This window comes from uncultured Psychroserpens sp. (assembly GCF_947501425.1).
GTDB lineage: Bacteria > Bacteroidota > Bacteroidia > Flavobacteriales > Flavobacteriaceae > Psychroserpens.
In genome coordinates this window covers 25,146-52,109 of record NZ_CANMVN010000010.1, presented here as the reverse complement: position 1 = coordinate 52,109, position 26,964 = coordinate 25,146, and the positions used below count along the sequence as shown (strand labels likewise).

General features: G+C 33.2%; 19 protein-coding genes and 1 tRNA gene. 10 read left to right on the top strand and 10 right to left on the bottom strand.

Annotation, left to right across the window (positions count from 1 at the left end; translation table 11 throughout):
• Nucleotides 1–33: 33 nt before the first annotated feature.
• From Q0951_RS15330 to Q0951_RS15300, 7 genes are all read right to left on the bottom strand, one after another.
• Nucleotides 34–2,712, bottom strand: coding sequence for an outer membrane beta-barrel protein (locus Q0951_RS15330; RefSeq protein WP_299338713.1), 2,679 nt, complete (start codon nucleotides 2,710–2,712; stop codon nucleotides 34–36).
• 38 nt (nucleotides 2,713–2,750) lie between these two features.
• On the bottom strand, nucleotides 2,751–3,518 hold the full coding sequence (locus tag Q0951_RS15325; protein WP_299338711.1) for a GLPGLI family protein: 768 nt from the start codon (nucleotides 3,516–3,518) through the stop codon (nucleotides 2,751–2,753).
• 116 nt (nucleotides 3,519–3,634) lie between these two features.
• Nucleotides 3,635–4,318 (bottom strand): response regulator, encoded by a 684-nt coding sequence (locus Q0951_RS15320; protein WP_299338708.1) that lies wholly within the window; start codon nucleotides 4,316–4,318, stop codon nucleotides 3,635–3,637.
• 12 nt (nucleotides 4,319–4,330) lie between these two features.
• Nucleotides 4,331–6,367 (bottom strand): sensor histidine kinase, encoded by a 2,037-nt coding sequence (locus tag Q0951_RS15315; RefSeq protein ID WP_299338705.1) that lies wholly within the window; start codon nucleotides 6,365–6,367, stop codon nucleotides 4,331–4,333.
• A 74-nt stretch (nucleotides 6,368–6,441) separates the two neighbouring features.
• Nucleotides 6,442–6,591, bottom strand: coding sequence for a hypothetical protein (locus Q0951_RS15310; RefSeq protein ID WP_299338703.1), 150 nt, complete (start codon nucleotides 6,589–6,591; stop codon nucleotides 6,442–6,444).
• A 213-nt stretch (nucleotides 6,592–6,804) separates the two neighbouring features.
• Entirely contained in the window at nucleotides 6,805–7,527 is a 723-nt protein-coding gene (locus tag Q0951_RS15305) for a LytTR family DNA-binding domain-containing protein (RefSeq protein ID WP_299338700.1), read from the bottom strand.
• Between the two features lie 181 nt (nucleotides 7,528–7,708).
• A tRNA-Phe gene (locus tag Q0951_RS15300) sits at nucleotides 7,709–7,784 on the bottom strand.
• Between the two features lie 191 nt (nucleotides 7,785–7,975).
• On the opposite strand from Q0951_RS15300, the gene Q0951_RS15295 reads away from it, so the two are divergent.
• From Q0951_RS15295 to Q0951_RS15270, 6 genes are all read left to right on the top strand, one after another.
• On the top strand, nucleotides 7,976–8,704 hold the full coding sequence (locus tag Q0951_RS15295; RefSeq protein WP_299338697.1) for a type III pantothenate kinase: 729 nt from the start codon (nucleotides 7,976–7,978) through the stop codon (nucleotides 8,702–8,704).
• Nucleotides 8,704–10,008 carry a hypothetical protein gene (locus Q0951_RS15290; RefSeq protein ID WP_299338694.1) on the top strand — a complete coding sequence of 435 codons (1,305 nt, stop codon included), beginning with the start codon at nucleotides 8,704–8,706 and terminating at the stop codon, nucleotides 10,006–10,008. Before Q0951_RS15295 ends, Q0951_RS15290 begins: the two co-directional genes overlap by 1 nt.
• Before the next feature lie 16 nt (nucleotides 10,009–10,024).
• Nucleotides 10,025–11,407, top strand: a complete 1,383-nt coding sequence (locus tag Q0951_RS15285) for a hypothetical protein (protein WP_299338691.1) — start codon at nucleotides 10,025–10,027, stop codon at nucleotides 11,405–11,407.
• Nucleotides 11,408–11,977, top strand: a complete 570-nt coding sequence (lptC, locus tag Q0951_RS15280; protein ID WP_299338688.1) for an LPS export ABC transporter periplasmic protein LptC — start codon at nucleotides 11,408–11,410, stop codon at nucleotides 11,975–11,977.
• A 253-nt stretch (nucleotides 11,978–12,230) separates the two neighbouring features.
• On the top strand, nucleotides 12,231–13,520 hold the full coding sequence (locus tag Q0951_RS15275; protein ID WP_299338686.1) for a hemolysin family protein: 1,290 nt from the start codon (nucleotides 12,231–12,233) through the stop codon (nucleotides 13,518–13,520).
• A 175-nt stretch (nucleotides 13,521–13,695) separates the two neighbouring features.
• Nucleotides 13,696–15,855, top strand: coding sequence for a peptidylprolyl isomerase (locus Q0951_RS15270; protein WP_299338683.1), 2,160 nt, complete (start codon nucleotides 13,696–13,698; stop codon nucleotides 15,853–15,855).
• A gap of 54 nt (nucleotides 15,856–15,909) precedes the next feature.
• Here the strand turns inward: Q0951_RS15270 and Q0951_RS15265 are convergent, their stop codons facing one another.
• Together Q0951_RS15265 and Q0951_RS15260 are read right to left on the bottom strand one after the other, a co-directional pair.
• A complete protein-coding gene (locus Q0951_RS15265) occupies nucleotides 15,910–16,830 on the bottom strand; it encodes a GYDIA family GHMP kinase (RefSeq protein WP_299338681.1) in 921 nt (306 codons plus the stop codon).
• Complete coding sequence (locus Q0951_RS15260; RefSeq protein WP_299338678.1) at nucleotides 16,831–18,147, bottom strand: hydroxymethylglutaryl-CoA reductase, degradative; 1,317 nt, start codon at nucleotides 18,145–18,147, stop codon at nucleotides 16,831–16,833.
• A gap of 178 nt (nucleotides 18,148–18,325) precedes the next feature.
• On the opposite strand from Q0951_RS15260, the gene Q0951_RS15255 reads away from it, so the two are divergent.
• From Q0951_RS15255 to Q0951_RS15240, 4 genes are all read left to right on the top strand, one after another.
• Entirely contained in the window at nucleotides 18,326–20,551 is a 2,226-nt protein-coding gene (locus tag Q0951_RS15255) for a S9 family peptidase (RefSeq protein ID WP_299338675.1), read from the top strand.
• Between the two features lie 24 nt (nucleotides 20,552–20,575).
• The gene (locus Q0951_RS15250) at nucleotides 20,576–22,405 is read left to right on the top strand and encodes a peptide MFS transporter (RefSeq protein WP_299338673.1); all 1,830 of its coding nucleotides are present in this window, start codon (nucleotides 20,576–20,578) and stop codon (nucleotides 22,403–22,405) included.
• A 77-nt stretch (nucleotides 22,406–22,482) separates the two neighbouring features.
• Nucleotides 22,483–24,267 (top strand): peptide MFS transporter, encoded by a 1,785-nt coding sequence (locus Q0951_RS15245; protein WP_299338670.1) that lies wholly within the window; start codon nucleotides 22,483–22,485, stop codon nucleotides 24,265–24,267.
• 88 nt (nucleotides 24,268–24,355) lie between these two features.
• Nucleotides 24,356–24,910 (top strand): thioredoxin fold domain-containing protein, encoded by a 555-nt coding sequence (locus Q0951_RS15240; protein ID WP_299338667.1) that lies wholly within the window; start codon nucleotides 24,356–24,358, stop codon nucleotides 24,908–24,910.
• A gap of 4 nt (nucleotides 24,911–24,914) precedes the next feature.
• Here Q0951_RS15240 and Q0951_RS15235 read toward each other — a convergent pair whose 3' ends face one another.
• On the bottom strand, nucleotides 24,915–26,918 hold the full coding sequence (locus tag Q0951_RS15235; protein WP_299338665.1) for a ComEC/Rec2 family competence protein: 2,004 nt from the start codon (nucleotides 26,916–26,918) through the stop codon (nucleotides 24,915–24,917).
• Nucleotides 26,919–26,964: the final 46 nt, after the last annotated feature.

Sequence of the window (26,964 nt, the reverse complement as noted above, 5' to 3'; positions counted from 1 at the left end):
AATCCTCACAATAAGTAAGGGAAATCCATCTAATTAAAAACTGTAAATAATACTAGCCAACAAAAACCGTGGTTGTACAAAATACTGAGAGGTACTTATGAAGTTTTCAGAGAATGCATCATTCCTAATCGCAGAGGTATTTAGTAAGTTGGTTCCTGAGAGCTTGAACTCAAAATCACTTCCTTCTTTCTGGTAAAATAAATTAGCGTCTAAAAAGTCGTATTCTATTGTAGAATTGTTAGTGTTATTATTGTAGAATGTATATTGATAATCGGCTGTAAAAATAAAATCCTTTAGAAATGAAAGTTCGATATTAGCAAAGGGTCTGGTTGACGAATAGGATTGATTACCAATTGCATCAGATTTGTAGTTATTAAATAATGTTCTCAGACCTAATTCAATAATTGGAAAGTTGTCCATACGTGTTTCAACAGATACTTTGTAATCTTGCGATACGGATTGATTATCTACAAATAATTCTTGTAATATGCTCTTATAATCTAATACTGAAATACTTAGTGAGGCATTAATTTTTACAGGCTTAAAACGTCGATCATAATTTACAAAACCTGAAAATACTTTATTCGGGCTAGAAATGTTTGCGGTTGAAGATATGCTATTTATATCGTTATAAGTGAGAGTGTTATTGAAGTCGTTTTCTTTAATTTGATAGGATAAAACTGCATATAAGTTACTGAAGTTATAGCTATTGAAATCATAATAGCTTAAATTGAAATTTTGATATATAGCATTATTTAACTCTGGGTTTCCTTGAAATAGTGCATTGTAATCTTTGATAACCAATCCTTGGGTCAATCGTTGAATATCAGAAAACTCAGGGTTGATATCGTAATTTAGTGTTAAGTTTCTAGTTTTTTTAAAATCATACCTCAATTTTATATTGGGTAGGATTAAAGATTTATGTATTTTAAAACTTGTTAGAATTTGCTCATTTTCTGCATTGTAGTTATGTAGTGCCAATCCAGTATTTATAGTAAGTTTGTCAAGTTTTGTTCGGTATGTCACTCCAATGTAAATATCTGTGAAGTTATATCTGGTCTGATTTAAAAGATTTGAATCATCAAACTCAATCTCACTTTCGCCTGTGTTTTGAACAATGTTTGATGAAAGCCATTGGTAGTTATAATCTACTCCAGAATTAATATTAATATGGTTTAGAGGATTTATTACATAATAATAATTTAATGCAGTACTAAAGCTATTGGTTTTCTGTTCTAAATTTTGAAGTACATTATAGTTTCCCGAATCTGTAAAGGGTATGATTGTATTAAATAGTCTATCTTGTGAAAAAAGGCGTAACGGATTTCTCTGGTTTTTATGACCATGAGTCATAGCAAGGGCATAAATGTTTTTTTCGTTTAGAGCATAATACATACCTAATTTCTGCTGAAATGACATAGGTCTGTTCTTTTTGTTCTGGTCTATATTATTCTCTTCATCATCAAATATGGAGTTTCGAGCACTTTCCTCTAATAAAGAAGTATTATTGAATAAGGCATCGTATTGAAAATGTAATTTGCTGTTAGGAATGTATTTCGCAGATAATTTAATAAGGTCAGAGCTGCTTTTTTGATGTATCCTAGAGCTTAGACTTTCAAAACTGTTATCGTCTTCTCTGATATAGCTTTTTTGAGCTACTGAAAGTAAGTCATAATCAATTTCAGAATGAATTAAAAATCCTGAAAAACTCAGCTTTTTGTTTGGATTGAAATTATAGTTCAATGCCCCTAATTTTGAAATAGAATTCTGTGCTTTGTTGTCTTGAAGTCCCGTTAATCCTAATAAATCAGATGATATATTAAATGATGATTTTTTACCAGCAGTTCTAAATCCTCCATTAAATTTGAAATAGTCTTGAAAGGTTAAAGCTTGTTCACCAATATTATTAAGGTCTCCTATGAAATTGATACTTATCTTCGGATTAAAATAAAAAATATTGGCATGACTGTTATAGCGTTCGTGTGTTCCTAAACCAGCTTCAACAGATCCAAACACGATATTTTTCTTTCCGTCTTTCAATCTGATGTCTAAGGCTATCTTATCATTATCTTGAAGACCAGCTGTTGGTCTTATGTCATTAAAGTTATTGAGAACATTTATTTTTTCAACGACATCTGCAGGAATATTCTTGGTTGCTAGTTTTGTGTCTCCTGAAAAGAATGTTTTTCCGTCGACCATAATTTTGTTGACCTTTTTTCCTTGAACCTTAATGTTTCCGTCGTCATCAATTTCAAAGCCAGGTAACTTTCCGATAACATCCTCTAATTTACGCTCATTACCATTTGTGAAGGCATTAACTCGGTATGAAATAGTATCACCTGAAACTTTAACGGGAAGATCATAAACAATGGTGATTTGATCTAAAGCGTCTTTTACTTCATTGAGCGTAATTAATTTATAATCATCTTTAACGCTTTTAAAATGATAAATATAATTTTCAAAACCTATAAAACTTGCCTTAAGAGTGTAAGAGCTGTCTTTGAAAGTTTCTACCTTAAACTTGCCGTATTCATCTGTAATTGCATATGTAAAAATTTGTGTTGATTTATTTTTATAAATGACAACATTTGAAAATTCAAGAGGTTGACTCAAAGAGTCCTGTACTTTTCCAGTTAATACCACTTTGTCTTGTCCTGGTAATATTTTAATAGTACATATTAGAATAATTAGAAAGACAATCGTGTTCTTCATAGTATAGGTTAATTCATGAAATAGGAATGAGTTCAGGTTTAGTTTTTACTCTTTTTTCTCTTAGATTTATACATCTCTTGCATCTCCATGATCTTTTCATTGTAGATTTTTTTATAGGTTTCATCATTCACCTTTTTTCCTTTTGTGGGTGCTTTTATTTCTATCTCTTCTTGTGGATTCAGTGTAATTTTAGAGCAGATCATTGATAGTCTGCCATTATCAGCTTCAAGAATTAATCCAGGTAATCCCCAATAAGATGCAGGTCCGTTACTTACAGGTATTTGTGGCGTATACCAGGCAGTTATCGTTGTAGCGTGTTTTCCGTCATGTTCTTTAGTGTAGACCGCTTTATAGCAAAGGTACTCTCCAACTTGTCTTGATTCATCCACTAATTGCCAGTTGTATTTTTCTAATGTATCACTAACTAAAAATAGTTTTCCAAATAAATCTCTATTCTCAACTAAAGTCAGGTCTTTGATGTTTTTGTATAATCCGCCTTCGGTTCCAGAGCCCAAGCCAATAACCTCTATGCCTTGAGAACCATCATCTTTTTTTAGGGTTTCAATCTTTTTGTAAATCGATTCGGTTGTGTTGAAGCGTAATTCGTATTCTTTTTGCATTGATTTTTTTACCATGTCATTCAATGCTTTTTGATCAGTACCTGATACCTCAGTGCTATCCATGGTCATTTTTATTTTGGATGAGGTTTTGTAAATAGCAATTCCAGTAAAATCCTGAGCAGAGATAAAGCAGCTAAATATAAATAGGGTGAGAATTGTAGTAAAGGTTTTTTTTATGTCTTTCATAATTAATTTACTTTCTACTAAATAAATCAAATCTTCTGCCAAATCCTGAATTATAGGCATAAAAAAAGTAAGGACTGCCCTTACTTTTTAATTGTTTTGGTGTTTGTTATTAGCCTTTAAATGAATCCTTTCTCTTTGGCTTTTAGAAGTAGTTCCTTATCGTCCGGACTTTTGATATTAAAAATATGTTTTAAATGTCGTTTTCTTTTTTCTATTCCCGCAATTGAAAGTGGTAAGATACTTGGAAGGTCTTTCATTTTGGTGCCAATAGATAATTCATACAAGATTTTTCTATCGATATTATCTAATAAGAAATCGTTGGTGACCTGTTTCCGAAGTAATTTCACAACAGTTTTACTGTAATGAGGAGGATCGTTGATAACGGTATCGATTGCTTCGACTAGATCTTTTGGTGTGATATCATTTTTTATCAAAAAACCATCAGGATCTAAGCTTTTAAAAATACTATGTACACGATAGTTGTCATTTAATGTTGTAGAAATTATAATTTTTGTGTCAGGTAATAATTTGTTTATTCTCAAGCCTAAGTCTTCACCTGATAGGATTTTACCATCTTTAGATGGAGGTAATTTAATATCTAAGAAGACAATATCAAGATCATTCTTTTTTGTGAAATAATCATTTATTAGTTTAAAAGCGTCATCACATGATTCAGCAGTTTTAATAGAAAACAATATAAAATCATTTTGATCGCTGTAATAGTTAAATGCAGATTTATAGGCTTCTGTAATTAATGGATGATCATCAACTATTAATACTGAGTACGTTTTATGTTCCATCTTAATGCGGTTTTAAATTGGAATTTGTATTGTAATTGTAGTGCCATTATTTGGTGAGGATTGAAGGTCAAACACACCATTTAATTTTTCTACTCTGGATTTCATGTTTTTTATTCCTATGCCTTTTTTCTTTTGGTTAGTTTTAAAGCCGATACCATCATCTTCTATAATTATTTTTAAATCTTTATTATTTAATATAAAACTAACACCTATATTTTTAGCAGCCGCATACTTAACAATATTTTGTAGAGCCTCTTGTATAACCCTGTAAAGATTCATTTTAATAACATCATCTATTTTTTGCCAATTGATGTGGTCATCAAAATCAAGGTCATATTTAAAGTTTCCAATTTTACTTTTATTGACGACAAGCTGACGAATCATTGCTGTGAAATTGATTTGTGAGCTATCGAGATTTTCACTCAATTTATGTGAAACATCTCTTATTTCTTTTTCAATTGTCTGTAATTCATCTAAAAGAGATTGATGCTTTTTTTCTGTTTGTCGATCAGCATTAATATTCAGAAATCCAAGTCCAACCCTTGTTCCAAATAGTTTGCCTAAAATTCCATCATGTAATTCTTCAGCTATTCTATTACGCTCTTTTATTTTCTCGTTTTCTAATTTTTCTTGCTGTTTTAAGGCTATCAAATAGACTTGCTCATTGGCTTTTTGCTGATCATTTTCCAAGAGTAGTTTCTCAGTTTTAGATTTTTGTATCCTCAGAGAGTATAATAATGTTAGTATTAAAATTACGCCAAAGCTTATTAGAGAGATCCATATTTTTTCTTGAGATAAACGTTTGGTTTCTTCTATATACTCATCTGTTTCATAAGCAATTCTAGTAAACTTATTTTGAATTTTGCGCTCTACATTTTGTAAGCTATCACTAAATTGAATGTAATTTTTCAAGTATTTTGAAGAATTTTTAGTGTCTAGTTTTGCTATCAAATATAAGCTCTCTAAATAATCTCTACTGTTTTTTATCTCTTTTGCCAGTGAATTAGCTTCTTTAATAAATCTTATTGCTGTAGTTGTGTCTTTTTTGAACGTAAAATATTGACTTAAATGAATTTTACTTATTACTGCGCCTCCTTTGTCATTTAAACTATCTCTAATATGAAGTGCTTTATTTAAATCGTTATACACACCAATGGTATCTTTCATCAAAAGTTTACAATGCGCCTTATTGTCAAGTGCTCTGGCATAGCGATCTATATATTGTGATTTTAAAGTGTCATTAGTCAATACCTTGTTGTAGTAACTCAAAGCTTTAGAATATTCCTTTTTTTTGACATATATATTTGCAATATTATTCTGGCTTGCTTCATAAAGGGATTGGTTGTTTTTTATTTTTTTGAGATACTCTAAGGCTTTATTGTAATAAGATAAGGCCTTGTCGTATTCATTTATGCCCTTTTGCAATTGACCTAAATGGTCATAACATGAATATAGAGATTTGTAATTTTCAATTTTTTTGAATTTTTCTATGGCTTTAATGGTTAAGACTTCGCTTCCTGAATAGTCTTTAAAACGCCCTTTAATGAAAGCCATTCCGTACTGTGTCTTTGCAGATTCATATATATGGCCACTTTTATCAAAATATTTGTGAGCCAGATTAAAATGATAATAAGCACTATCATAGACCTGCTTCTTATTAAAGTAACTGGCGTAATTCCAGTAACTGTCTCCTATGGCAAATGAGTCTTTTAACTTTAGGGAAATATTTAAGGCTTCGTTGTTTCTTTTTTTGAATAGTGAAGTATCGCCTAATTTTAAATTTTGATAAGCAATAGAAATAAGATTTCTTACTTGAAAAGTATCAATTTTACTATTCTTAATTTCTTGATAGGAAGTTTCTAAAAATTGTTTTCTTCGTTCTACAGAATACGATTTGTTTTTTGAGGCTTTAATCCAGATACTAATACTGTCACTGGCTTCATTTTGGGAGTTTAGTTTAATCTTTTCTTTATTGTTAACACAGGATTGAGTACTAAAACTAATACACAATACTATAGACAATATTTGATTTAACCAATTAGACTTCAACGGATTTGGGTTTTAAACAAATCTAAAAAAAAAGCCTCTAATAATATTATTAAAGGCTTTTTTTGTTTTGGGTTTTAATCTTTACTGCCGTCATCAACCGTATTGTCTTCACTACCTGTTGCTTGTGGATTTATTATTTGATTGTCATCCAATGCTTGCGGTGTACAAGAGGTTGTGATTGTTGAAAGTATAAAAAAGGCTAATAAAAGTTTTAAGATTTTCATGGTACAAAATTTTAAGATTTTACAATAGTTTTGTATGCCGTAAACACAGCAGTATTATTTTGAAATTGTGCACAATAGTTGCGTTTATGATTCGTAACGCAAGAATATTCAAGAACCAAATTAGGTAGGTCTGCTAGTTATAACTAAAAAAAATGATTGGTATTAGTGAATACTATTACTCTATGAGTGAAATGCTACTTTTATATAGAGAAGTTAATTTAAAGTAATGAGTGTGTTTTTCGATAATGAAGTGTTTATCAAGTTTATATTAGATATAAATGTTTTTGTAAAGGGTATTCTATGTTCGTTATTTATGATGCACATCGATTTTCCATAGTGAATTCTGGTGATGTGATTTTTGTTTATAATAAAGCTTTTGTGAATTCTTAAAAAAGTTTTGGGTAGTAAGTTCTCAAAGACTTTTAGTGTTTTGTAAGCACCAATTACTCTGCCGTCAGCCATATAAAAGTCGGTTGTATTATTATCTGCTCTCAGATAAAGAATGTCATCAATATTTAGATATTGGTAATCCTTATAAGATTTCAGACAAATAGTTTCTATATCTCTAGTTGGATATTTTTTTTGATATTTTAAAAAGCATTTTCTTATCGATAATTCACTTAGTGGTTTTAATAAAAAATCAGAAAAATCATATTTGTAAGAATCATATGCTTTGTGTTTTGAATTGGAGAGCGCTATAAAAATGGGTTTGTTTTCACTAAACTGATTGATCTCAAACAGAAATTCTATAAAATTTATTTTAGGAGACTCAATATTTATTATTACAATATCAGGCTTGTTTTTTAAAATTGTGTTTAAAGCATTGTCTTGATCTTCATTGAGGTTCTCAAAAGAGATTTTAAAAATATCATGGCCTACAGCTTTTATGCTTTCAACTGTATTTTTATCATCTTCAACTATTAAGCAATGTATCACGATAAATTTTTTTAGCAATTTAATCACTCCTAGCCAAAGGTTAGTATGGACTTTGGTTACAATAAATAAGGGCTAAACTTACTTTATGCTTTTCTATTGCTATGTGTTTACTTGTGAATAATGCTATGAATAGGTAACTACAGAAACCAAAAAACCCGATTCAAATGAATCGGGTTTTTGATGGTGGTGCCTCCAGGAATCGAACCAGGGACACAAGGATTTTCAGTCCTTTGCTCTACCAACTGAGCTAAGGCACCAGTTGCATAAAAATGCGAGTGCAAATATAGACTCATTTTTAATATTCACAAAAAGAAACTATAAAAATTTAAACTAAAAATGCCTTTCATGGTTTAAATCGCTGATTTCAGCATAAATAATGTTATAATTTGGTTAATTGCTACACAATAATGAATCTTCATTTCGTAGATTTAGCACTTTTAAAATAGATATGAATTTAATTGTTGACGTTGGTAATACATATGTCAAGTTTGCAGTGTACTCCCAGAGCAAGCTAAAAGAGAAAATCATTGGTGAGTTGGATGATTTTGAAACCATGGCATCCGATATTCTTAAGGAATATTCTGATATCAACCAATCTATAATTTCTTCCGTAGGCCGTCTTACAGTGTCTCATCTAAATGCTCTAGAAACTAAAGTAAAAGTTCTACAACTATCTCACGAGTTAAAATTACCGTTTAAAAATTTATATGCTACACCCAAAAGCTTAGGTGTAGATCGTATAGCTTTGGTAAGTGCGTCTGTAGAACAATTTCCAGATAACAATGTGCTTGTCATTGATGCAGGTACATGTATTACTTACGATTTTATTAACTCAAAGAATGAATATCTTGGAGGTGCTATTTCACCCGGAATTAGATTGCGATATCGAACACTTAATAATTTAACTGCAAATTTACCGTTACTAGAGACTGAAATGCCCGATGAGATTATCGGTAATACGACAAACAACTCGATTCACTCAGGAGTTGTTTTTGGAGTTTTAAAAGAAATTGATGGTGTTATTGATGATTATGTTAAAAAATATCCAGATTTAACAGTTATTTTAACAGGAGGAGATACCAAATTCTTGTCAAACCAATTAAAAAATAGCATATTTGCCAACTCAAATTTTCTTTTGGAGGGTTTGAATTTCATTTTAGAATATAACTCACAATAATGATAAAAAAACTTGTCATAGTTTTAGTCGCTTTTTTTGCTTTAAATGTCCACGCTCAAGAGGGCACTGCCTCACCATACTCTTTCTACGGAATTGGAAGCCTAAAATTCAAAGGAACTGTTGAAAACAGAAGCATGGGAGGATTGAGCATATACACAGATAGTGTTCATGTCAACTTACGAAATCCAGGAGCCTATGTAGGACCTAACCTTAAGTTATGGAACGAAGAAAGTCGTCCCGTGAAATTTTCTGTTGGAGCCAGTCACAGCAGCTTGAATTTAAAGGCTAATTCAGGAGAATCTAAGGTAAATTCTACAACTTTTGATTATTTAGCATTATCAATGCCTCTAGGTAAGTTTGGTGTTGGTTTGGGATTGGTTCCCTACACAGCAGTAGGTTACAAGCTAGAAGATACTGAAAATGGTGTGCTTCAAAACAGATATAGAGGAGAAGGTGGTGTGAATAGAGCATTTTTTGGAATGGGTTATAAAATCACCGATAAACTGAGTTTAGGTGTTGATATGAATTATAACTTCGGAAACATTCAAAACAGTGTGATTGAATTTGTATATGACGAAGATGGTAACCCTGTGCAATACCAAACTAGAGAAAGTAATCGTTCTGATTTGAGTGGTCTTAATTTTAATATTGGGCTTACCTACAGAACAATGATTAACGAGAAACTCGAGCTTCAAGCTGGATTGACGTATTCACCTAAAAGTAACATATCATCTATTAATGAACGCTCATTCGCAACTATTGTAACTAATGAACTAACTGGTCAGGAGTTTGTGCTCAATGAAGTTGATGCAGATCTTGAGGGTGAAGGCTTAGACAATACAGACCTTACGTTACCGTCAAGGTTTTCATTTGGAGCAGGTATAGGTGCTCCTCGTAAATGGTTTTTAGGTGCAGAATATACACTTCAAAATACAAGTGAATTTTCAAATCCGATAGTTTCAATAGAAAATGCTAATTTTGTAAACGCCTCTAATATATCTATTGGTGGGTTTTTTATTCCAGATTATTCCTCGTTTTCAAGTTACTGGAAGCGAGTTACCTACAGAGCTGGAGTTCATTTTGAGAATACAGGTTTAGAAATTAATAATGAAACCATAAATGAGTTTGGCATATCTTTTGGAGTAGGATTACCAGTTGGAAATGTGTTTTCAAATGCTAATATTGGTTTTGAGTACGGAAGAAGAGGAACAACAAACCAAAATCTCATACAAGAAAACTTTTTCAATGTTAATTTAAGTCTGTCATTAAATGATAGATGGTTTGAAAAAAGAAAATATAACTAACGTAAAATAAAAGAAGATGAAAACGAAAATTACATTAATCATAGCAGCTTTGTTCATGGCGACAAACTTTGGTTTTGCGCAACAAGACGAAGAGTGTATGCTTAACCTGACGTTGATGAACGACTATGTTAAGAGTAAGAAATATGACGAGGCATTTGAGCCATGGATGAAAGTTAGAAATAAATGTCCAAAATTCAATATTGCTATTTACAAGTATGGAGAGAAGATCTTAAAACATAAGATCGATAACTCTTCAGGAGCAGAAAAAGTTGCATTTATTGAAGACTATGAGGTATTATTAAATAAAGGTAGAGAATACTTTTCAAGTAAATATAAGTTAGGTGAGGTTCTAGAAGATGTTGGTGTCATGAAGTATGAAAATCAAAAAGATCTTAATCTTAGTGACGAGCAAATCTATGATGCATTTCATAAAGCTTACACCGAAGATTTACCAAATTTTACAAGTACTAAAGGCTTATATGTTTACTTTACAAAAACTGTAGACTTGTTCAAAGCTAAAAAGTTCGAGCTTCAAAAAGTGTTTGACAAGTATGATGATGTAAATGAGCAGTTGGAGAACTTAAACGAAAAATACGCTAAAGCTTTAAATAAGATTCTTGCTAAAGAAGAAGCTGGAGAAACTTTAGGTAAAAAAGATAAACAATACAAGAGATACTATCAGCAAAAATTAGAAGCTAACGATAAAGTAGCTGGAAGTCTTGATACTTACTTAGGTCAATTAGCTAACTGTGAGAACTTAATTCCTCTGTACAAAAGAGATTTTGAAAGCTTCAAGAATGATGCAGTATGGTTAAAAAGAGCTGTAAGTAGAATGTACAATAAAGAGTGTACAGATGATCCATTATATGTTGAATTAGTAAAAGCTTATGATGCAACAGCACCATCAGCTGACACAAAATACTTTGTGGCTAACGTATTATACAAGCAAGGAAAAACTAGTGAAGGTGATAAGTACATCAAAGAGTCATATAATCTTGAGCAAGATGGTTTCAAAAAAGCACGTTTAGCTAAGAGAATTGCTAACGGATTTAAGAAAAGAGGTAGCTATGGTACAGCTAGAACTTACTATAGAGAGGCTTTAAAATTAAATCCTTCAGATGGAACACCTCACTTGAGAATTGCTGCTATGTATGCTGCTAGTGCAAAGAACTGTGGAAATGATCAATTCGAACAAAGAGCAGTCTTCTGGTATGCTGCACAGGAAGCTTTGAGAGCAGGACAAGTAGACCCGAGTTTAAAATCGGTTGCTCAAAAAACAGCAGCTTCTTACAGAGCAAATGCACCTACCAAATCTGAAATATTTTCAAAAGGTAATGCAGGACAATCCATAAAGATTGGTTGTTGGATAGGTGGTAGCGTAACTGTACCAAACCTATAAATGCAAACAAACATTTTACATAGAAATATTTACATAGTCACAGCAATTGTTGTGGCTATGTTTTTTTCATGTCAAAATGATCTAAAAGAAGTCCAGAAAATAGGTGTCCTTCAAAATCAACCTATTGGTGAGGCAAAAAATATCAATTTAAAATATACCGAAGCCGAAGACTCTATAGGAAGAATCATTGCAAATTTGGAGAGCCCTAAAATGTTAGATTATTCTAATCGAGACTTTTCATTTTCTGAGTTTCCAGATGGTGTTCGTCTATCTCTTTATGATGAAGACGGACAAAAAAATGTGGTTCTTGCAGATTATGCGATAGTTTACAACGCAACAGACCTAATCGACCTTCAAGGTAATGTGGTCTTAATTACACCACAACGTGATAGTCTTTTCGCAGTACAAATGTATTATGACCAGAAACGTGAATGGTTGTTTACAAATAGTCCTGTACACTTAAAATCCTTATCATCTAGAAGTGGTTATGGTGATATTTTTGATGCAGATTCCAAATTCAATAACTACACCATCATGGAAGGTCGAGGGCAAGGGATACTAAAAGATTGATCTGCTTAAGATTGTTCGAAAAACATCTTTATCTTTGTATTAACTAATACGTTTATCAAATGAAAATACTTCAGTTTTTTCAATATGCATATCTGTTTTTTGCTGTGCTATTTGTTTGGGATGCCATCTCAAATATTGGTATTGATAGCACTAGAGTTATCATATCTTTCTTGTTTGCCGGGTTGGCAATATTTATGTTTTTCTTCAGAAAAAAATTCAGAAAGAAATTCGAAAATAGAAACAAGTAACAGTCATGGACTATAGCATTGTTATTATTGTTGTCATGCTATTGCTTTCGGCTTTTTTCTCCGGAATGGAAATCGCTTATGTGTCTTCCAATAAAATTCATATTGAAATTGAAAAAAAGCAAGGTGATTTTTTAGCAAGAATTTTAACTAAGCTTACTGAGAAACCTTCAAAATTTATTGCAACTATGCTTATTGGAAACAATATAGCATTGGTGATCTATGGTTTTGTAATGGGAGATGTGCTGGTCGATTGGTTTCAATCTATGCTACCCTCTCAATATCAGGTAATCAACTATTTGCTGTCTGATTTGAGTTTATTGACACAAACCATCATCTCAACAATTATCATTTTATTTACTGCAGAATTTCTTCCAAAGGTATTTTTTCAAATCTATGCTAATTCGTTTTTAAAGATTTTTGCATTTCCGGCTTACATTTTTTATGTGTTGTTCTGGTATTTATCATCGTTTGTAATTTGGATATCAGATAGAATACTAAAAGGCTTCTTTAAAACTGAAGGAGAAGATATGCAACTGGCAATGACCAAGGTTGAACTGGGTAACTACATCAGTGAACAGATGGAATCTGTTGAAGAACACGATGAAGTAGATAGTGAGATTCAAATCTTTCAAAACGCACTGGAGTTTTCCGAAGTAAAAGCAAGAGAGGTTATGGTGCCCAGAACCGAAATAACAGCGGTTGAGGTTAATGATAGTATCAAGAACATAAGCACGCTATTTATAGAATCGGGTTTATCTAAAATTTTAGTTTACAAAGAGAGTATAGATGATATTCTGGGTTATGTTCACTCTTTCGATCTTTTTAAACAGCCAAAGTCTATAAAATCTGTAACTAAACCTGTCGTCTATGTCCCTGCAACTATGTTGGTAAAAGATGTGCTTAACATACTCACCAAAAAGCGTAAGAGCATGGCTGTGGTAATTGATGAGTACGGTGGAACTGCAGGAATAATGACCATTGAAGATATTGTAGAGGAACTTGTTGGAGAAATTGAAGATGAACATGATAGCGTAGAGCTTTTAGAAGAAAAAATAGATGATGAAAACTATTTGTTTTCTGCACGTTTAGAGGTTGATTATATTAACGAAACTTATAAGATTAATCTTCCAGAAGATGAAACCTATGAAACACTAGGAGGTTTAATTGTTAACGAAACTGAGGGGATTCCTGAGATTGATGATGAGGTTGTTATTGAGCGCTTTAGGTTTAAGATCCTGGAGGTGTCTTCAACAAAAATTGATAGTGTATCGCTTCATATTCTTGAAGAAGATTAGAAGATCAACTTAACTTTTGTTAATGTTTTATGTGTTTTAACCTAAAAACTCTCACCTTTAGCCAACAATCGATGAAACCTATAAAAAATCGATAATAAAAACATAATTCTACTTTTATTATTTGATAGAAAATGGTATTTTCGCCCACTTATTATTCGATAAATTATACATTAAAATGGCAGTTTTAAATAAAATTAGACAACGTTCACTGTTTTTGATTTTGATCATCGCACTAGCGTTATTTTCATTTGTACTTACAGACCTATTCAAAAATAGTGATGCATTATTTGGTGGATCACAAGATGTAGTGGCTACAGTAAATGGAACAAACATCAATAGAATAGAGTTTATGAACAGGGTTGAGACCATGCAAAGACAAATGGGCTCTAATGCTTCGTCTACTCAGGCTATGAATAGAGTTTATGATCAACAAGTACGTCGTGCAATAATGAACACGCAGTTTGAAGAGCTTGGTTTGAGTGTTGAGGAAGATCAAATGAAAGATTTGTTACAACAAAGCTTCTCGTCATACCCTGAATTTCAAAATGAAGCAGGTCTTTTTGATGAAAATAAATTAACTGAGTTTGTTGCTAACTTGAAAGAGATTTATCCAGATAGAGCTGTACTTGGAACATTTCAGTTAAATTACGATGATTGGGTAAATAACGAAAAATCAATAGCAGTAGCTGCTCAAGAGAGAGCTTATTTCAATATGATTAAAGCTGGTGTTAATGCTACTATAAATGAGGCTGAGGTTGATTATATGCTCGAGAGTTCAACAAGAGACCTGAAGTATGTTCATATTCCTTACTCAACTATTCACGATAGCTTAGTTGAAGTCACTAAAGCAGATATCAAAGACTACATCAACAAAAACAAAAAGAAGTTTGAAGTTGAAGCAACTCGTGATATCGTGTATGCAGAATTTAAGGAAGTACCAAGCTTAAAAGATGAAGAAGCTCTAAAGACTAGTTTTGATAAGTATATCAATGGAAAGGTTGTGTTTGAAAATGGAAAGAATGATACAATAAAACCTTTCAGTCAGGTTAAAGAAGCAGATCTTGCAAATTACGTAAATTTTGTTGCTGAGTCTGATCAGAGTTTTGCTGATGCATTCATCAAGAAATCAGGATTGCCTGCTGTAGCAGTAGATACACTGTTTAACTTAAATGTTGGTGATGTTTACGGTCCTTATAAAGATGGAAATTTAATGAAACTAACTAAAATGGTTGCTACAAGACAGCAGCCAGATTCTGTTAAAGTACGTCACATATTAATTCCTTATGTTGGTGCTACAAGAGTAGCTCCAGATGTTACGCAAACAGAGGAAGAGGCAAAGAAAACAGCAGATAGTGTTTTAAGAATTGTGAAAGCTAATCCTTCAAAATTCCCAGAATTAGTAACTGCGCTGTCATCAGATCAAGGAAGTGTTGAAAATGGAGGTGTTTATGATTTTCACCCAAGCACACAAATGGTGAAGCCGTTTAGTGATTTTGAATTCCAAAACAATGTTGGTGATATCGATGTGGTAAAAACACAATTTGGATTCCACGTTATTGAGATTTTAGATCAGAAAGGATCATCAAAAGTTGTTAAAGTAGCTACAATAGCTAGAGAAATTGAACCATCTGAAGAAACTGTAGATAACGTCTTTACAGACGCTTCAAAATTTGAGATTGCTATTCAAAATGGAGATTTTCAGGAAATGGCTAAAGAACGTGATCTAGCTGTTAAACCAGTTAATGGGATTGCGATATTAGACGAAAATATACCAGGAATCGGAAGTCAGCGACCAATCGTACGTTGGGCATTTGAAGAAGGTACTAAAGTAGGTGACTTTAAGCGTTTTACTATTCCAGGTGGAGGTTATGCTGTAGTACAAGTGACTAGAGTTGGTGAGGAAGGATTAATGGATCCAGAAAATGCCTCAGCCTCTGCAATGACAGAAATTAGAAAAGAAAAGAAAGCTCAGATGATTCGTGAAAAGATCAGTGCAACAACTGTTGATGAGGTGGCTAAAAGTCAGAATAGAGTTGCAAATACAGCTGTAGCAGTTAATATGAAAAACCCAACGATTTCTGGAGCAGGTACTGAACCACAGGTTGTAGGAGTGGCTTTCGGACTTAAAGAAGGTGAAACTTCTGGGTTAATCGATGGAAACAGAGGTGTATTTATAGTAGAGGTTACTAAAGTTAACGAAGCTACTAAATTGGATAACTATCAGGCTATTGCTAACCGATTAAGTACAGCAAGAACAACATCTGCTCAAACTAAAGTGTATAACGCTTTAAAAGAAACTGCAGACATTGAAGATAATAGATATAGATTTTACTAGAATTCTGTGTCTGAGAAAGAACTAAAAAAAGCTTCACATTTTGTGAAGCTTTTTTTAGTTCCTAACCATTTCTGAATAGGGAAGTATCGTATGAAATCCTTTTGATTTAAAATACGACGTAGGGTTGGCTTCTGAAGCAACTAAAATAAAATCGCCTCCCCAAGCACCTAAACTTTTTATACTGCCGTTAAAATCCTTAAAAAGATGTTGTTTAACAGGTGTTTGTTTTATAATCTCTGAAATAAGTAATTCATGTTCATTAATCAAGTTTTGAAACTCATTTAAAGTTTCACAATTGATCATCTCTTGTGTGATTGTATTTATTCTTGAAATAGCTAACGAAGTGTCTGAAGTATTAGTCTTGTATTGAGCTATGCCTTCACGACTATTTTGTTTTTGATTCAAATGGACAAAATACAAGTGCGTTTTGAATGGAGGATCAAAGTCTACTGTATGTATGTTTCGTTGCCCATTTTGGAGTAATTGGTAAGTTAAACTTTGGTTGGCTGAAGCGCATGCTATGTCATAGCCGCTTCCACCAAAAGTAGTTTCAAGTAATTGATAAGGATCTATATGAGCCCAGTTTGCAATATTATTGATCAATGTTGAAGATGTGCCTAATCCCCAATTTTTGGGAAATCCCAGTTCAGTAGAAATGGTATAGCCAGGAGCGTCATTTAAAAACTCAGGATTAAGCTGTTGAGCAGTTCTTAGTATTTGTAACAATCGCTTAGCAACTGTTTTGTCATTGGTATTAATCAGATCAAGAATCTGATTATTTTCTAATTTAAATTTAGCTTCAAACCAAACTGTATCCTGTTCATCAAAACTGGTCCATGTTAAGAGATTTTTGTCTCCTTTTTCTATGTCTAGGGATTGTCCGAATACACTAGGAACAGCTAGAGAAAGTGCACCATCAAGAACGACGTATTCACCTGTAATTAATAATTTTCCGTTACTGTAGAAGCCTTTCATTTAGCGTCTTAGTTTTTCTATTTCAGCAACTACAGCACTATGTGTAACAGTGTTGCTTTTGAAATGTTCTACAAGTTTTACTTTTTCCTCAGAAGACGCTTCAAACTGATTTAAGATATTCATCAAATGCATTTTCATATGACCTTCTTGAATACCTGTGGTTGTCAGTGATCTTAAAGCGGCAAAATTTTGTGCCAAACCAGCCACTGCAACAATTTGCATGAGTTCTTTTGCTGAAGGTTCACCAAGTAACTCAAGTGCTAGTTTTACAAGAGGATGTAATTTTGTTAGTCCACCTACAGTTCCTAAAGCTAAAGGGATTTCCATCCAAAACTTAAATTGACCATCTTCTATTGTAGCGTGAGTCAAACTAGTGTATTGTCCATTTCGAGAGGCATAGGCATGAACACCTGCTTCAACAGCTCTAAAATCATTACCTGTAGCTAAAACAACAGCATCAATACCATTCATGATTCCCTTGTTGTGAGTAACAGCTCTAAATGGCTCTACTTCAGCAATATTAACAGCTTGAAGGAATTTTTCTGCAAATTCCTGAGCCGAAATATTATCATTTTCAGTAAGTTCTTCCACCTTACAACTCACTTCTGCTCTCACCAGACAATTTGGGACGTAGTTGGAAAGTATAGACATAATTACCTGAATGTCTTTTTCTTCCGAAGAAAATAAACTAAAAGCTTGTGCTTCTGCTTTAAGTGTTTTTGCAAACTGCTCAAGACATGAGTTAATAAAATTGGCACCCATGGCATCTAAGGTCTCAAAAGTTGCATGCAATTGAAAGTAGCCTTCTATATCCTTAGTTTTATCTCTGAGTTCAATATCTAATATACCGCCACCGCGTTTTTCCATATTCTGGGTAATGGGTTTTGCCTCTACGATAAGCTTAGGTTTCAGAGCAACAAAAAATTGTTCTAGTTTATCTGTGTCACCATGGTACATAAAGTGAACCTGACCTATTTTTTGTGTCGATAAGACTGTAGTTTTAAATCCGCCACGATCATACCAGAACTTAGCGGCCTTACTAGCAGCCGCAACAACAGAACTTTCCTCAATGGCCATTGGTATGGCGTAGACCTTATTATTAATTAAAAAATTAGGGGCTACACCAAGTGGGAGGTAATAATTGGTAATGGTGTTTTCGATAAACTCATCATGAAGCTGTTGGAGCTTCTCATCTGCATTCCAATACTGCTTTAAAAGTGTTTTAGCCGATGTAGAATCGGTAAAATAAGTGTTAACAAGCCAATCGATTTTTTCTGATTTCGATAATTTGGAAAAGCCTGTAATAGTTTTGGTCATGGACTAAAATTTAAAATTCGTCGAAAATTAACGACTCATAAATACGAATTGCAAAGATACTATTCTTGGTATTATTATTGAGGCATTAGCATAATATTGCGCATTTAACACTCAATAGTTAGGGTTTTTTGCATTATTTTTAGTAAACTTGACATTATTTTATCAAAAAAATAACCCTATGAACATATTGAAATCTTTTGCACTTCTTGTATTTTTTGTAACCGCTTTAGCCTCAGCACAAAATAAAGAAATCACACTTGAGGAAATATGGGATGGAAGCTTTAGAACCGAACGAATGGATGCTCTGCATTCCATGAAGAACGGACAACAATATTCGGTATTAAATTTTGCAAATAGGACGTCTCAAATTGATATCTACGACTACAAAACACTGAGCAAGGTGAAAACCTTAGTAAATTCAGCCGACATCAATGATATTGCATATTTTACAAATTATACATTTAGTAAAGACGAAACCAAAGTATTGCTTGCCACTGAGGTTGAGCCTATTTTTAGACGCTCAACGTTAGGGAAATATTTTGTCTATGATACTGAAAGTAATACAACAACTCTGGTTTCCGAGGATAAAATTCAAGAACCAACGTTCTCTCCAGATGGAACTAAAATAGGATATGGTTTCAATAATAACCTTTATGTTAAAGATCTCAATACTGGTAAAACTCAACAGATCACATTTGATGGTGAGAAAAATAAAATCATTAACGGAATTACCGACTGGGTTTATGAAGAAGAATTTAGTTTTGTTAGAGCTTTTGAATGGAATAAAGGAAGTGATAAAATAGCTTTTATTCGCTTTGATGAAACTGATGTTCCAGAATTTTCTATGGATGTTTATGGTCAGCAATTATATCAAACACAACAGGTGTTTAAATACCCAAAAGCAGGAGAAACCAACTCTGATGTATCGCTACATATCTATGACCTGGCTAAGAATAAAGCTAACGAAGTAAAGCTAGATAAGACGTATAGCGATTTTTATATTCCAAGAATTAAATGGACCAATGATTCTAATGTATTGAGTGCTCAATACATGAACAGACATCAAAATGAATTAGATCTTTGGATGATCAATGCTGAAAGTTTAGTTGGTGATTTGGTTTTAGCCGAAACAGATAAAGCCTATGTTGATGTGACTTTCAATTTGACATTTCTTAAGGATAATAGTTTTATCTGGACGAGTGAAAAAGACGGATGGAATCATATTTATCATTATGATAAAAATGGAAAGCTGATCAATCAAGTCACTTCTGGAGAATGGGAAGTCACGAATTACTATGGCTACAATGATAAATCTAAACGTATATTTTATCAGTCTACAGAAGATGGTTCTATAAACCGAAGCGTCTATTCCATAGGTCTTAACGGAAAGAATAAGCAACGCTTAACGAAGAGCGTAGGAACCAATTCGGCATCATTTAGTGCAGACTTCACTTATTTTATTAACTCCTATTCAAGTGCAACAAATCCGCCAGAATATACACTCAATAATTCTAAGACTGGTAATTTGGTCAAGAGTATCAAAGATAATGATAAACTAGCCCAAAAATTAGCACAGTACAAAACCTCACAAAAAGAATTTAGCACAATCAAGGTTAATGGAAATGAACTTAATATGTGGATGATCAAGCCAGCAGATTTTGATGAGAATAAGACGTATCCATTATTTATGTACCAATATTCTGGACCAGGTTCACAACAGGTTGCTAACCGATGGAATGGTTCTAACGATTATTGGTATCAACACTTAGCACAAGAAGGTTACATTGTTGTGTGTATCGACGGAAGAGGAACAGGGTACAAAGGGGCTAATTTCAAAAAAGTAACTCAAAACGAATTGGGTAAATATGAAGTAGAAGATCAAATAGCTGCTGCAAAACAGTTAGCTCAACGTTCATATATCGATGAGAATAATATTGGAATTTGGGGATGGAGCTACGGAGGCTTTATGAGTAGTAATGCCTTATTTAAGGGTAATGATACGTTCTCAATGGCTATAGCAGTAGCACCAGTAACAAGCTGGAGATTTTACGATACCATCTATACAGAACGTTACATGACCACACCTCAGGAAAACCCTTCGGGATATGATGAAAATTCTCCCATTAATCATGTAGGTAAACTCAAAGGAGATTTCTTATTAATACACGGAACAGGAGATGACAACGTGCATGTTCAAAATACTATGAGAATGGTCGAAGCTCTAATTCAAGCCGATAAACAATTTGACTGGATGATCTATCCAGATAAGAATCATGGTATTTATGGTGGAAACACCAGATTGCATTTGTACAAAAAAATGACAAATTTCATTCATAACACTTTAGGAAAAGAACGTGACATGTCAACTAAAGAAAAGGAAGAGCAAGTCAAGGTCAAAGGATAAAAACTAACTAATAATCATAAATATATGTCAACAGCAACAGTTAATCAAAATCGTAAAGAGCTATTTGGACATCCAGTAGGTCTTTTTGTACTATTCTTTACTGAAATGTGGGAGCGTTTTTCTTACTATGGAATGCGTGGAATATTAGTACTATACATGGCAACTTCTGCCACTGCAATTGATCCAGGTCTGGGCTGGAGCAATAAGGATGCCATTTGGTTATATGGATGGTATACAATGTTGGTATATGTAGCTTCTATTCCTGGTGGATGGATTGCTGATAAGTTTTTAGGACAAAAGAAAACTGTAATGCTTGGAGGACTATTGCTTTGTTTCGGACACGGAATACTAGCTATTCCTCAAAACTGGGCGTTTTTCACCGGATTAATTTTAATTATCTTGGGTGTTGGTGGTCTAAAACCAAATATATCTACTATGGTAGGTGGGCTTTATAAAGAGGGCGATATTCGTCGTGATAGTGGTTTCACCATATTCTATATAGGAATTAATATTGGTGCATTCTTAGCCAGTATTACTGTGGGTCTGGTAGCTTATTATTATGGTTGGCACTATGGATTTGGATTAGCAGGAATAGGAATGGTGCTTGGTCAAATTGTATTTATTTGGGGACAAAAATTCTTAAAAGGTGTTGGTGAGTTCACTGGAGGTAGTGAAGCTTCTGAGGAAGAACGTCTGGCAGCAAAAAGACCACTTAATACAATTGAAAAAGATCGTGTTGTTGTATTACTCATATCTTTCTTGATAGTTGTTGTGTTTTGGGGAGCTTTCGAACAAGCAGGAGGATTGATGAATCTTTACACAGATGCAAAAGTAGACAGAACAACGGGTTGGAGTTCGCTTGCAGAAATTCCAGCTGCTGTATTTCAATCTCTTAATGCTGGATACATTATTATATTCGGAACTGTTATTGGAGGATTCTGGATTTGGTGGAAGAAGAAAGGGAGAGAGTCGTCATCTCTATTTAAAATGGCAGTAGGTACAATTATCATGGGACTAGGTTATGTTTTTATGATGTTTGCCTCTCAAGAAGCTAGTGCAGAAACCTTCGGTAAAGCTGCTATGATATGGATCTTCTTGGCATATTTATTTCATACTATAGGCGAGCTATGTACATCACCTGTGGCACTGTCATTCATTACTAAACTAGCACCTTTAAAGTATGCATCTATTATGATGGGTGTATATTTTGCAGCAACTGGTTTTGGAAATAAATTGGCTGGTAGTATTGGTGAATCAGCTCAGTTAGAACCTTTTGAGGGAACCATGGTTGTTAGTAAGCAAGAGGTGTTACCGTTTATGTCAAAGGACTCAATGGAAATCAAGAATTTAGATAAGAAAATTGTTGATATCTATGATTACCCAATTAATCAAGACAAAAACTTTAGCATAAAGTCTAAAGTATATCCTGAGAATGGTAAAGTAGTTTTTAAAGAATATGAAACAGGCACAGATCTTAATATGTTGTTTGAATTGTCTTCAGGTGAGGATTCAAATACAGCCGAATTAATGACTACTCTAACCGAGAATAATGTGACTGCTTCAAATCCATACCATGCAAAACTTGTTTTCGAAAAAGATAAAGATAAAGCTCAGATTATTGGAAATAAAGGAGATGGGAAAGACTATGGCGTATCTTTCGTACTTGAAGAGCAGCAGAGTGAACAAGAATATGCTACGTTTAAATGGTTGGTAATCTTTACAGTTGCTTTTGGGTTATTATTAATTTTATTCCTTAAAAAATTGAAAAAGTTAACTCACGGTGCAGAAGACCATGAGCATGAAATGCTTGAGCAGGAACCATATGAATTGGCAGATCCTAGTATTAACGACTAGTAAACACATATATAAGCCCTTGCTATGCTCATTGCAGCAGGATAAGGGCTTCTCTTTTCTAACTAAATATATTTCCTATGAATACAGATATCGAAAATCTTTTTAAAGACAAAGTCATTGGTCATCCAGCCGGACTGTTTGTTTTATTTTTTACTGAAATGTGGGAACGCTTTTCATTCTACGGAATGCGAATTCTTCTTGTATACTTTCTGACCGCTCCTCTTATAGGAGATAATCCAGGCTTAGATTGGTCTAGCGAAAACGCTTTGTCTTTGATTGGAACCTATGCGTCTTTACTCTATTTAACACCTATTATTGGTGGTTGGATTGCGGATAAAATAACTGGTTACAGAATTGCAGTAGTAATTGGTTGTATAATTATGACACTTGGGCATGCTTCTATGGCTTTAGAAACAACATTTACTTTTTATCTCGGATTAGCTTTATTGATTATTGGAACAGGATTTTTTAAGCCTAATATTACCTCTATTATATCTGAAATGTATAAAGGTAAAGAGGCTAAAAAAGATGGTGCTTATACCATCTTTTATATGGGTGTTAACGCAGGTGCGTTCTTTGGTATGCTACTTTGTGGATATTTAGGTGAGACTTATGGTTGGTCTTGGGGGTTTGGACTGGCTGGAATTTTTATGATGTTAGGGATGTTGCAATTTTGGTTGGCAGGTAGCCTATTTGGGAGTATTGGTGCAAAACCATCTAAAGTACATCAGGTTGAGTTACCTCAAAACATAAATGAAGAAAGCCCAGCTGAACATGAAGAGGCTGAGGTAGATGAAAAGTTAAATCCATTTACTTTATTTGATAAAGTATTGATTGTATTATCATCGATTGGCGGTTTATTGTATTTGTTTAATGATCCAATCGAAAAAATAGGAGACATCAATATTTTGCCATTTGAAGTAGGAAGTTTAAGCGGCACTAATGTAGTGGTTTTAGTTGCGTTATTATTGTTTTTAATTTTACTTGTCATTCGTATAATACGCTATATTCCAATTGTTAGAGATCGTATTATAGCAGTGTCTATTTTTGGAGTATTCACGGTGTTTTTCTTTGCGTTTTTTGAACAATCTTTAGGTTCTATGGCCCTATTTGCTGGAGACTTTACAGATCGTACCTTAGAAGGTAATGCAGGTACCATATTTAGTGTTGTTGATACTCTTTTAACTACAATACCTTTAATCATTATCACATGGGTACTTTGGTTACTCGCAAAAAAGACTTTTTCAAGAATTGGTCTGTCAAATATTATTTTGGCAATTGCTTTTCTTGGTCTGTGGGTGTTGGTGATTTACAGATTGTATGTTAAACTTTCAGCTGATGTTACAGAAGTTGAAGCTTCTTGGTTCGCTATATTAAATTCATTTTTCATAATCACACTAGCACCTCTATTTTCTAAATGGTGGGAAAGCAAATACAATCCTAGTGCTGCGATGAAATATGGAATTGGACTTATATTATTAGGTTTAGGATTTGCTATATTGTCTTATGGCGCTTCTGAAATCCCATCAGGTGCAAAAACAGCATCGGTGAGTATGATATTCCTTGTACTTGCATATTTATTGCACACTATGGGAGAGTTGTGTATATCGCCAGTTGGACTCTCTTATTTGAGTAAACTAGTGCCTGCGAGAATGATTGGATTTATGTTTGGAGTTTGGTACTTAGCTATTGCTGTTGGTCAAAAGGCTGCTGGAAAAATGGGAGGGATGATAGATAAAATATCAGAAGAGTATTCTTTAGGGACGTTCTTCTTGATTTTTACCCTAATTCCTATAGGTGTAGGAATTCTTTCAATACTTTTAAATCCATTACTTAAGAAGTTAATGCATAATGTTCGTTAATCGAATAAAATCGTTAAAATAACCCAAAATGCTCCTAATTAGGAGCATTTTTTGTAAGTTCGGTATACCTTTTGCAACAAATCAAGTTATGAGAAAACGAGTATTATTATTAGCAGTAGTGTTGATGTCATCAACATTTGCTTTAGCCCAGGTTCAGGAAATTAATTGGATGTCCTTTGAAGAAGCTTTAGCGGCTCAAAAGAAAAATCCAAAGAAAATAATGATGGATGTTTATACCAATTGGTGTGGTCCATGTAAGATGTTAGATAAAAACACATTTCACAATAAGGATGTTGTTGAGTATATCAATAAGAATTACTATGCGGTAAAATTTAACGGCGAAGGAAACTCCGTTGTCAATTACAATGGAAAAGCATATAAAAATGCTAATTATAAAGAAGAATTGAAAAATCGTCGTAATAGTGCACATGAATTAACACGCGCACTAGGTGTGAGGGCTTATCCTACTATCGTTTATTTTAATGAAGAAGGCAAAGTGATTCAACCTATCAGCGGCTATATGAGACCACAACAAATAGAGTTGTATTTGAAGTTGTTCCATACTGATGACTATAAGAACATCAAAACGCAAGAAGAATTTAATACCTATTACAAGGCTTTTAAAGCAGAATTTCAAGAGTAATTACTTACTTATTTAAAATAAAAGCTCCCTTTTCACCTGTATGATGAAAAGGGAGTTTTCGTTTTGTACATGTTGCTTTCCATCGGTTTACATAAGATTTATAATTACTCCCATCAGCAATGATGAGTTGTGGTTGAATAGAATCGATTAAACGTTCCATATTGATTTGTGGTGAATTCCGAAGTAATACATAATCTGGTTGAAACCTTTTCACATTGTAAACTCCTAAACTATCAATCACTAAAATGGTTTTATTCTGAAATTGGTATACAGATTGTAAGCTGTCCCGTTCAATAGATGTTATAAAATGACCTATATCATAGTTTGTAATAACCTTATCATTTAATGTAGCAATGCTATCCAGATTGTCATATACTCTCAATGTTGAGTTTGATTGCTGACTAATCATGGTATATCTACTTTTATGAAAAATTACAAAAGTATTTTTAGAGTTTTTATTTGTTGAATAAAACCAAGCACCTTGAGTCAATAGCAATGAAATTAGTAAAAACATGAGGCGTTTATAATTTGGTGCTTTCCACAGTAATGTAAAAGCTAACACTAAGAGATAACATGATATAAGTTGTGGAAGTTCAAAAGAAATATTGCGAAATAGGAATTGCTCCTGTTCAGATACCCAAGAGACTAAATCATTCATCCCACCAATAATAGTTCCGTAGGTATCTGCTATTGCTGAAGGAAGTATATCAAATAATGCTAAAACAATAACGATTATTCCAAAGCCTAATATCAATCCGAGAAAAGGTATAATTGCTAAATTAGATACAAAGAATAAACCGGGAAATTGGTGAAAGTAATATAAACTTATAGGAACAACTCCCATTTGTGCTGCAATAGTAACCGTAAGGATCTGCCAGAAATAATTGGTAATCCGCCATTTTGGTCGCCATAGTTTATAAATTAAAGGTTGTATTGATACAATGGAAAGAACTGCCAGATAACTCATTTGAAAACCAACATCAAATAAGAACATGGGTTTGAAGAGTAGAAGAATAAATACTGAAATGGCTAGTGTATTGTAAATATTTGTAGTTCGTTTCAAATTTATCGCGATGGCTACAACGCTGAACATGGTAACAGCTCTTGTAACAGAGGCAGATAATCCTGCTATAATTGCAAAGCTCCATAGCAGTAATAAAATACTGGTGATTTTAATTGTTCTACCATGTTTAATATGTTCAATGGGTTTAAGGATGACGTTTAAAATGAAAAGGATAATACCAACGTGTAAACCCGAAACGGCTAATATGTGAATTGCTCCTGCATTAGCATAACTATTGTACACGCTTTGATCCATGTCTTGTCGTTGACCAAGCAATAGTGCATTGATGATGGACAATTCATCAGACTTAAAACTGTAGGTTTTTAATTTCCTATTGATCTTTTGACGAAATCGTTCGGCATAACCAAATAAGGAATTTTGCTGAGATCTTAACGTTAATATCGAATGTTCATCTACAACTAATTGATGATAGATATATTGTTTCTCTAAGTAAGCTTTGTAGTTAAATTGGTTTGGATTTAACAGATTGGGTATGATTTTGAATTCTGAATATATCAAAAGCACATCGTCAATATTATAGTTGTTTTGTATCGTATCTTTTTTGATATTTAGTAATGATTTGCCAATTACAGATTCATCATCAACTTTGATCAGATCTATGATATACTTATCGTAATAAGCACTTGGTTTTAAGCGCTCTCTAATCTTAAATGTAATGGCGTTAGCTGTCCCTTTTTTTAGATCGGAAACTTTAGAGTAGTGTTTTGAGCTATTTTTTTGATCGTGAATAGTATAGGTAAATATTCCTAAACCTATCATTGATATATATGCAGCAAAGCCAAACCAGATGCGGTTTTGAAATTGCCGTTTAGGAATAAAATAAAAAACGGAAAGCAATAAAAATCCAGACAGTACACCAAAGAATGAAAGGGTGAAATGGATTTTCAGTCCATACGCCAGAGTAATCCCTAATGTTAGGAACAATGTAAAATTTATTATTATCGTATTGAGTGGTTTCACACACTCAATA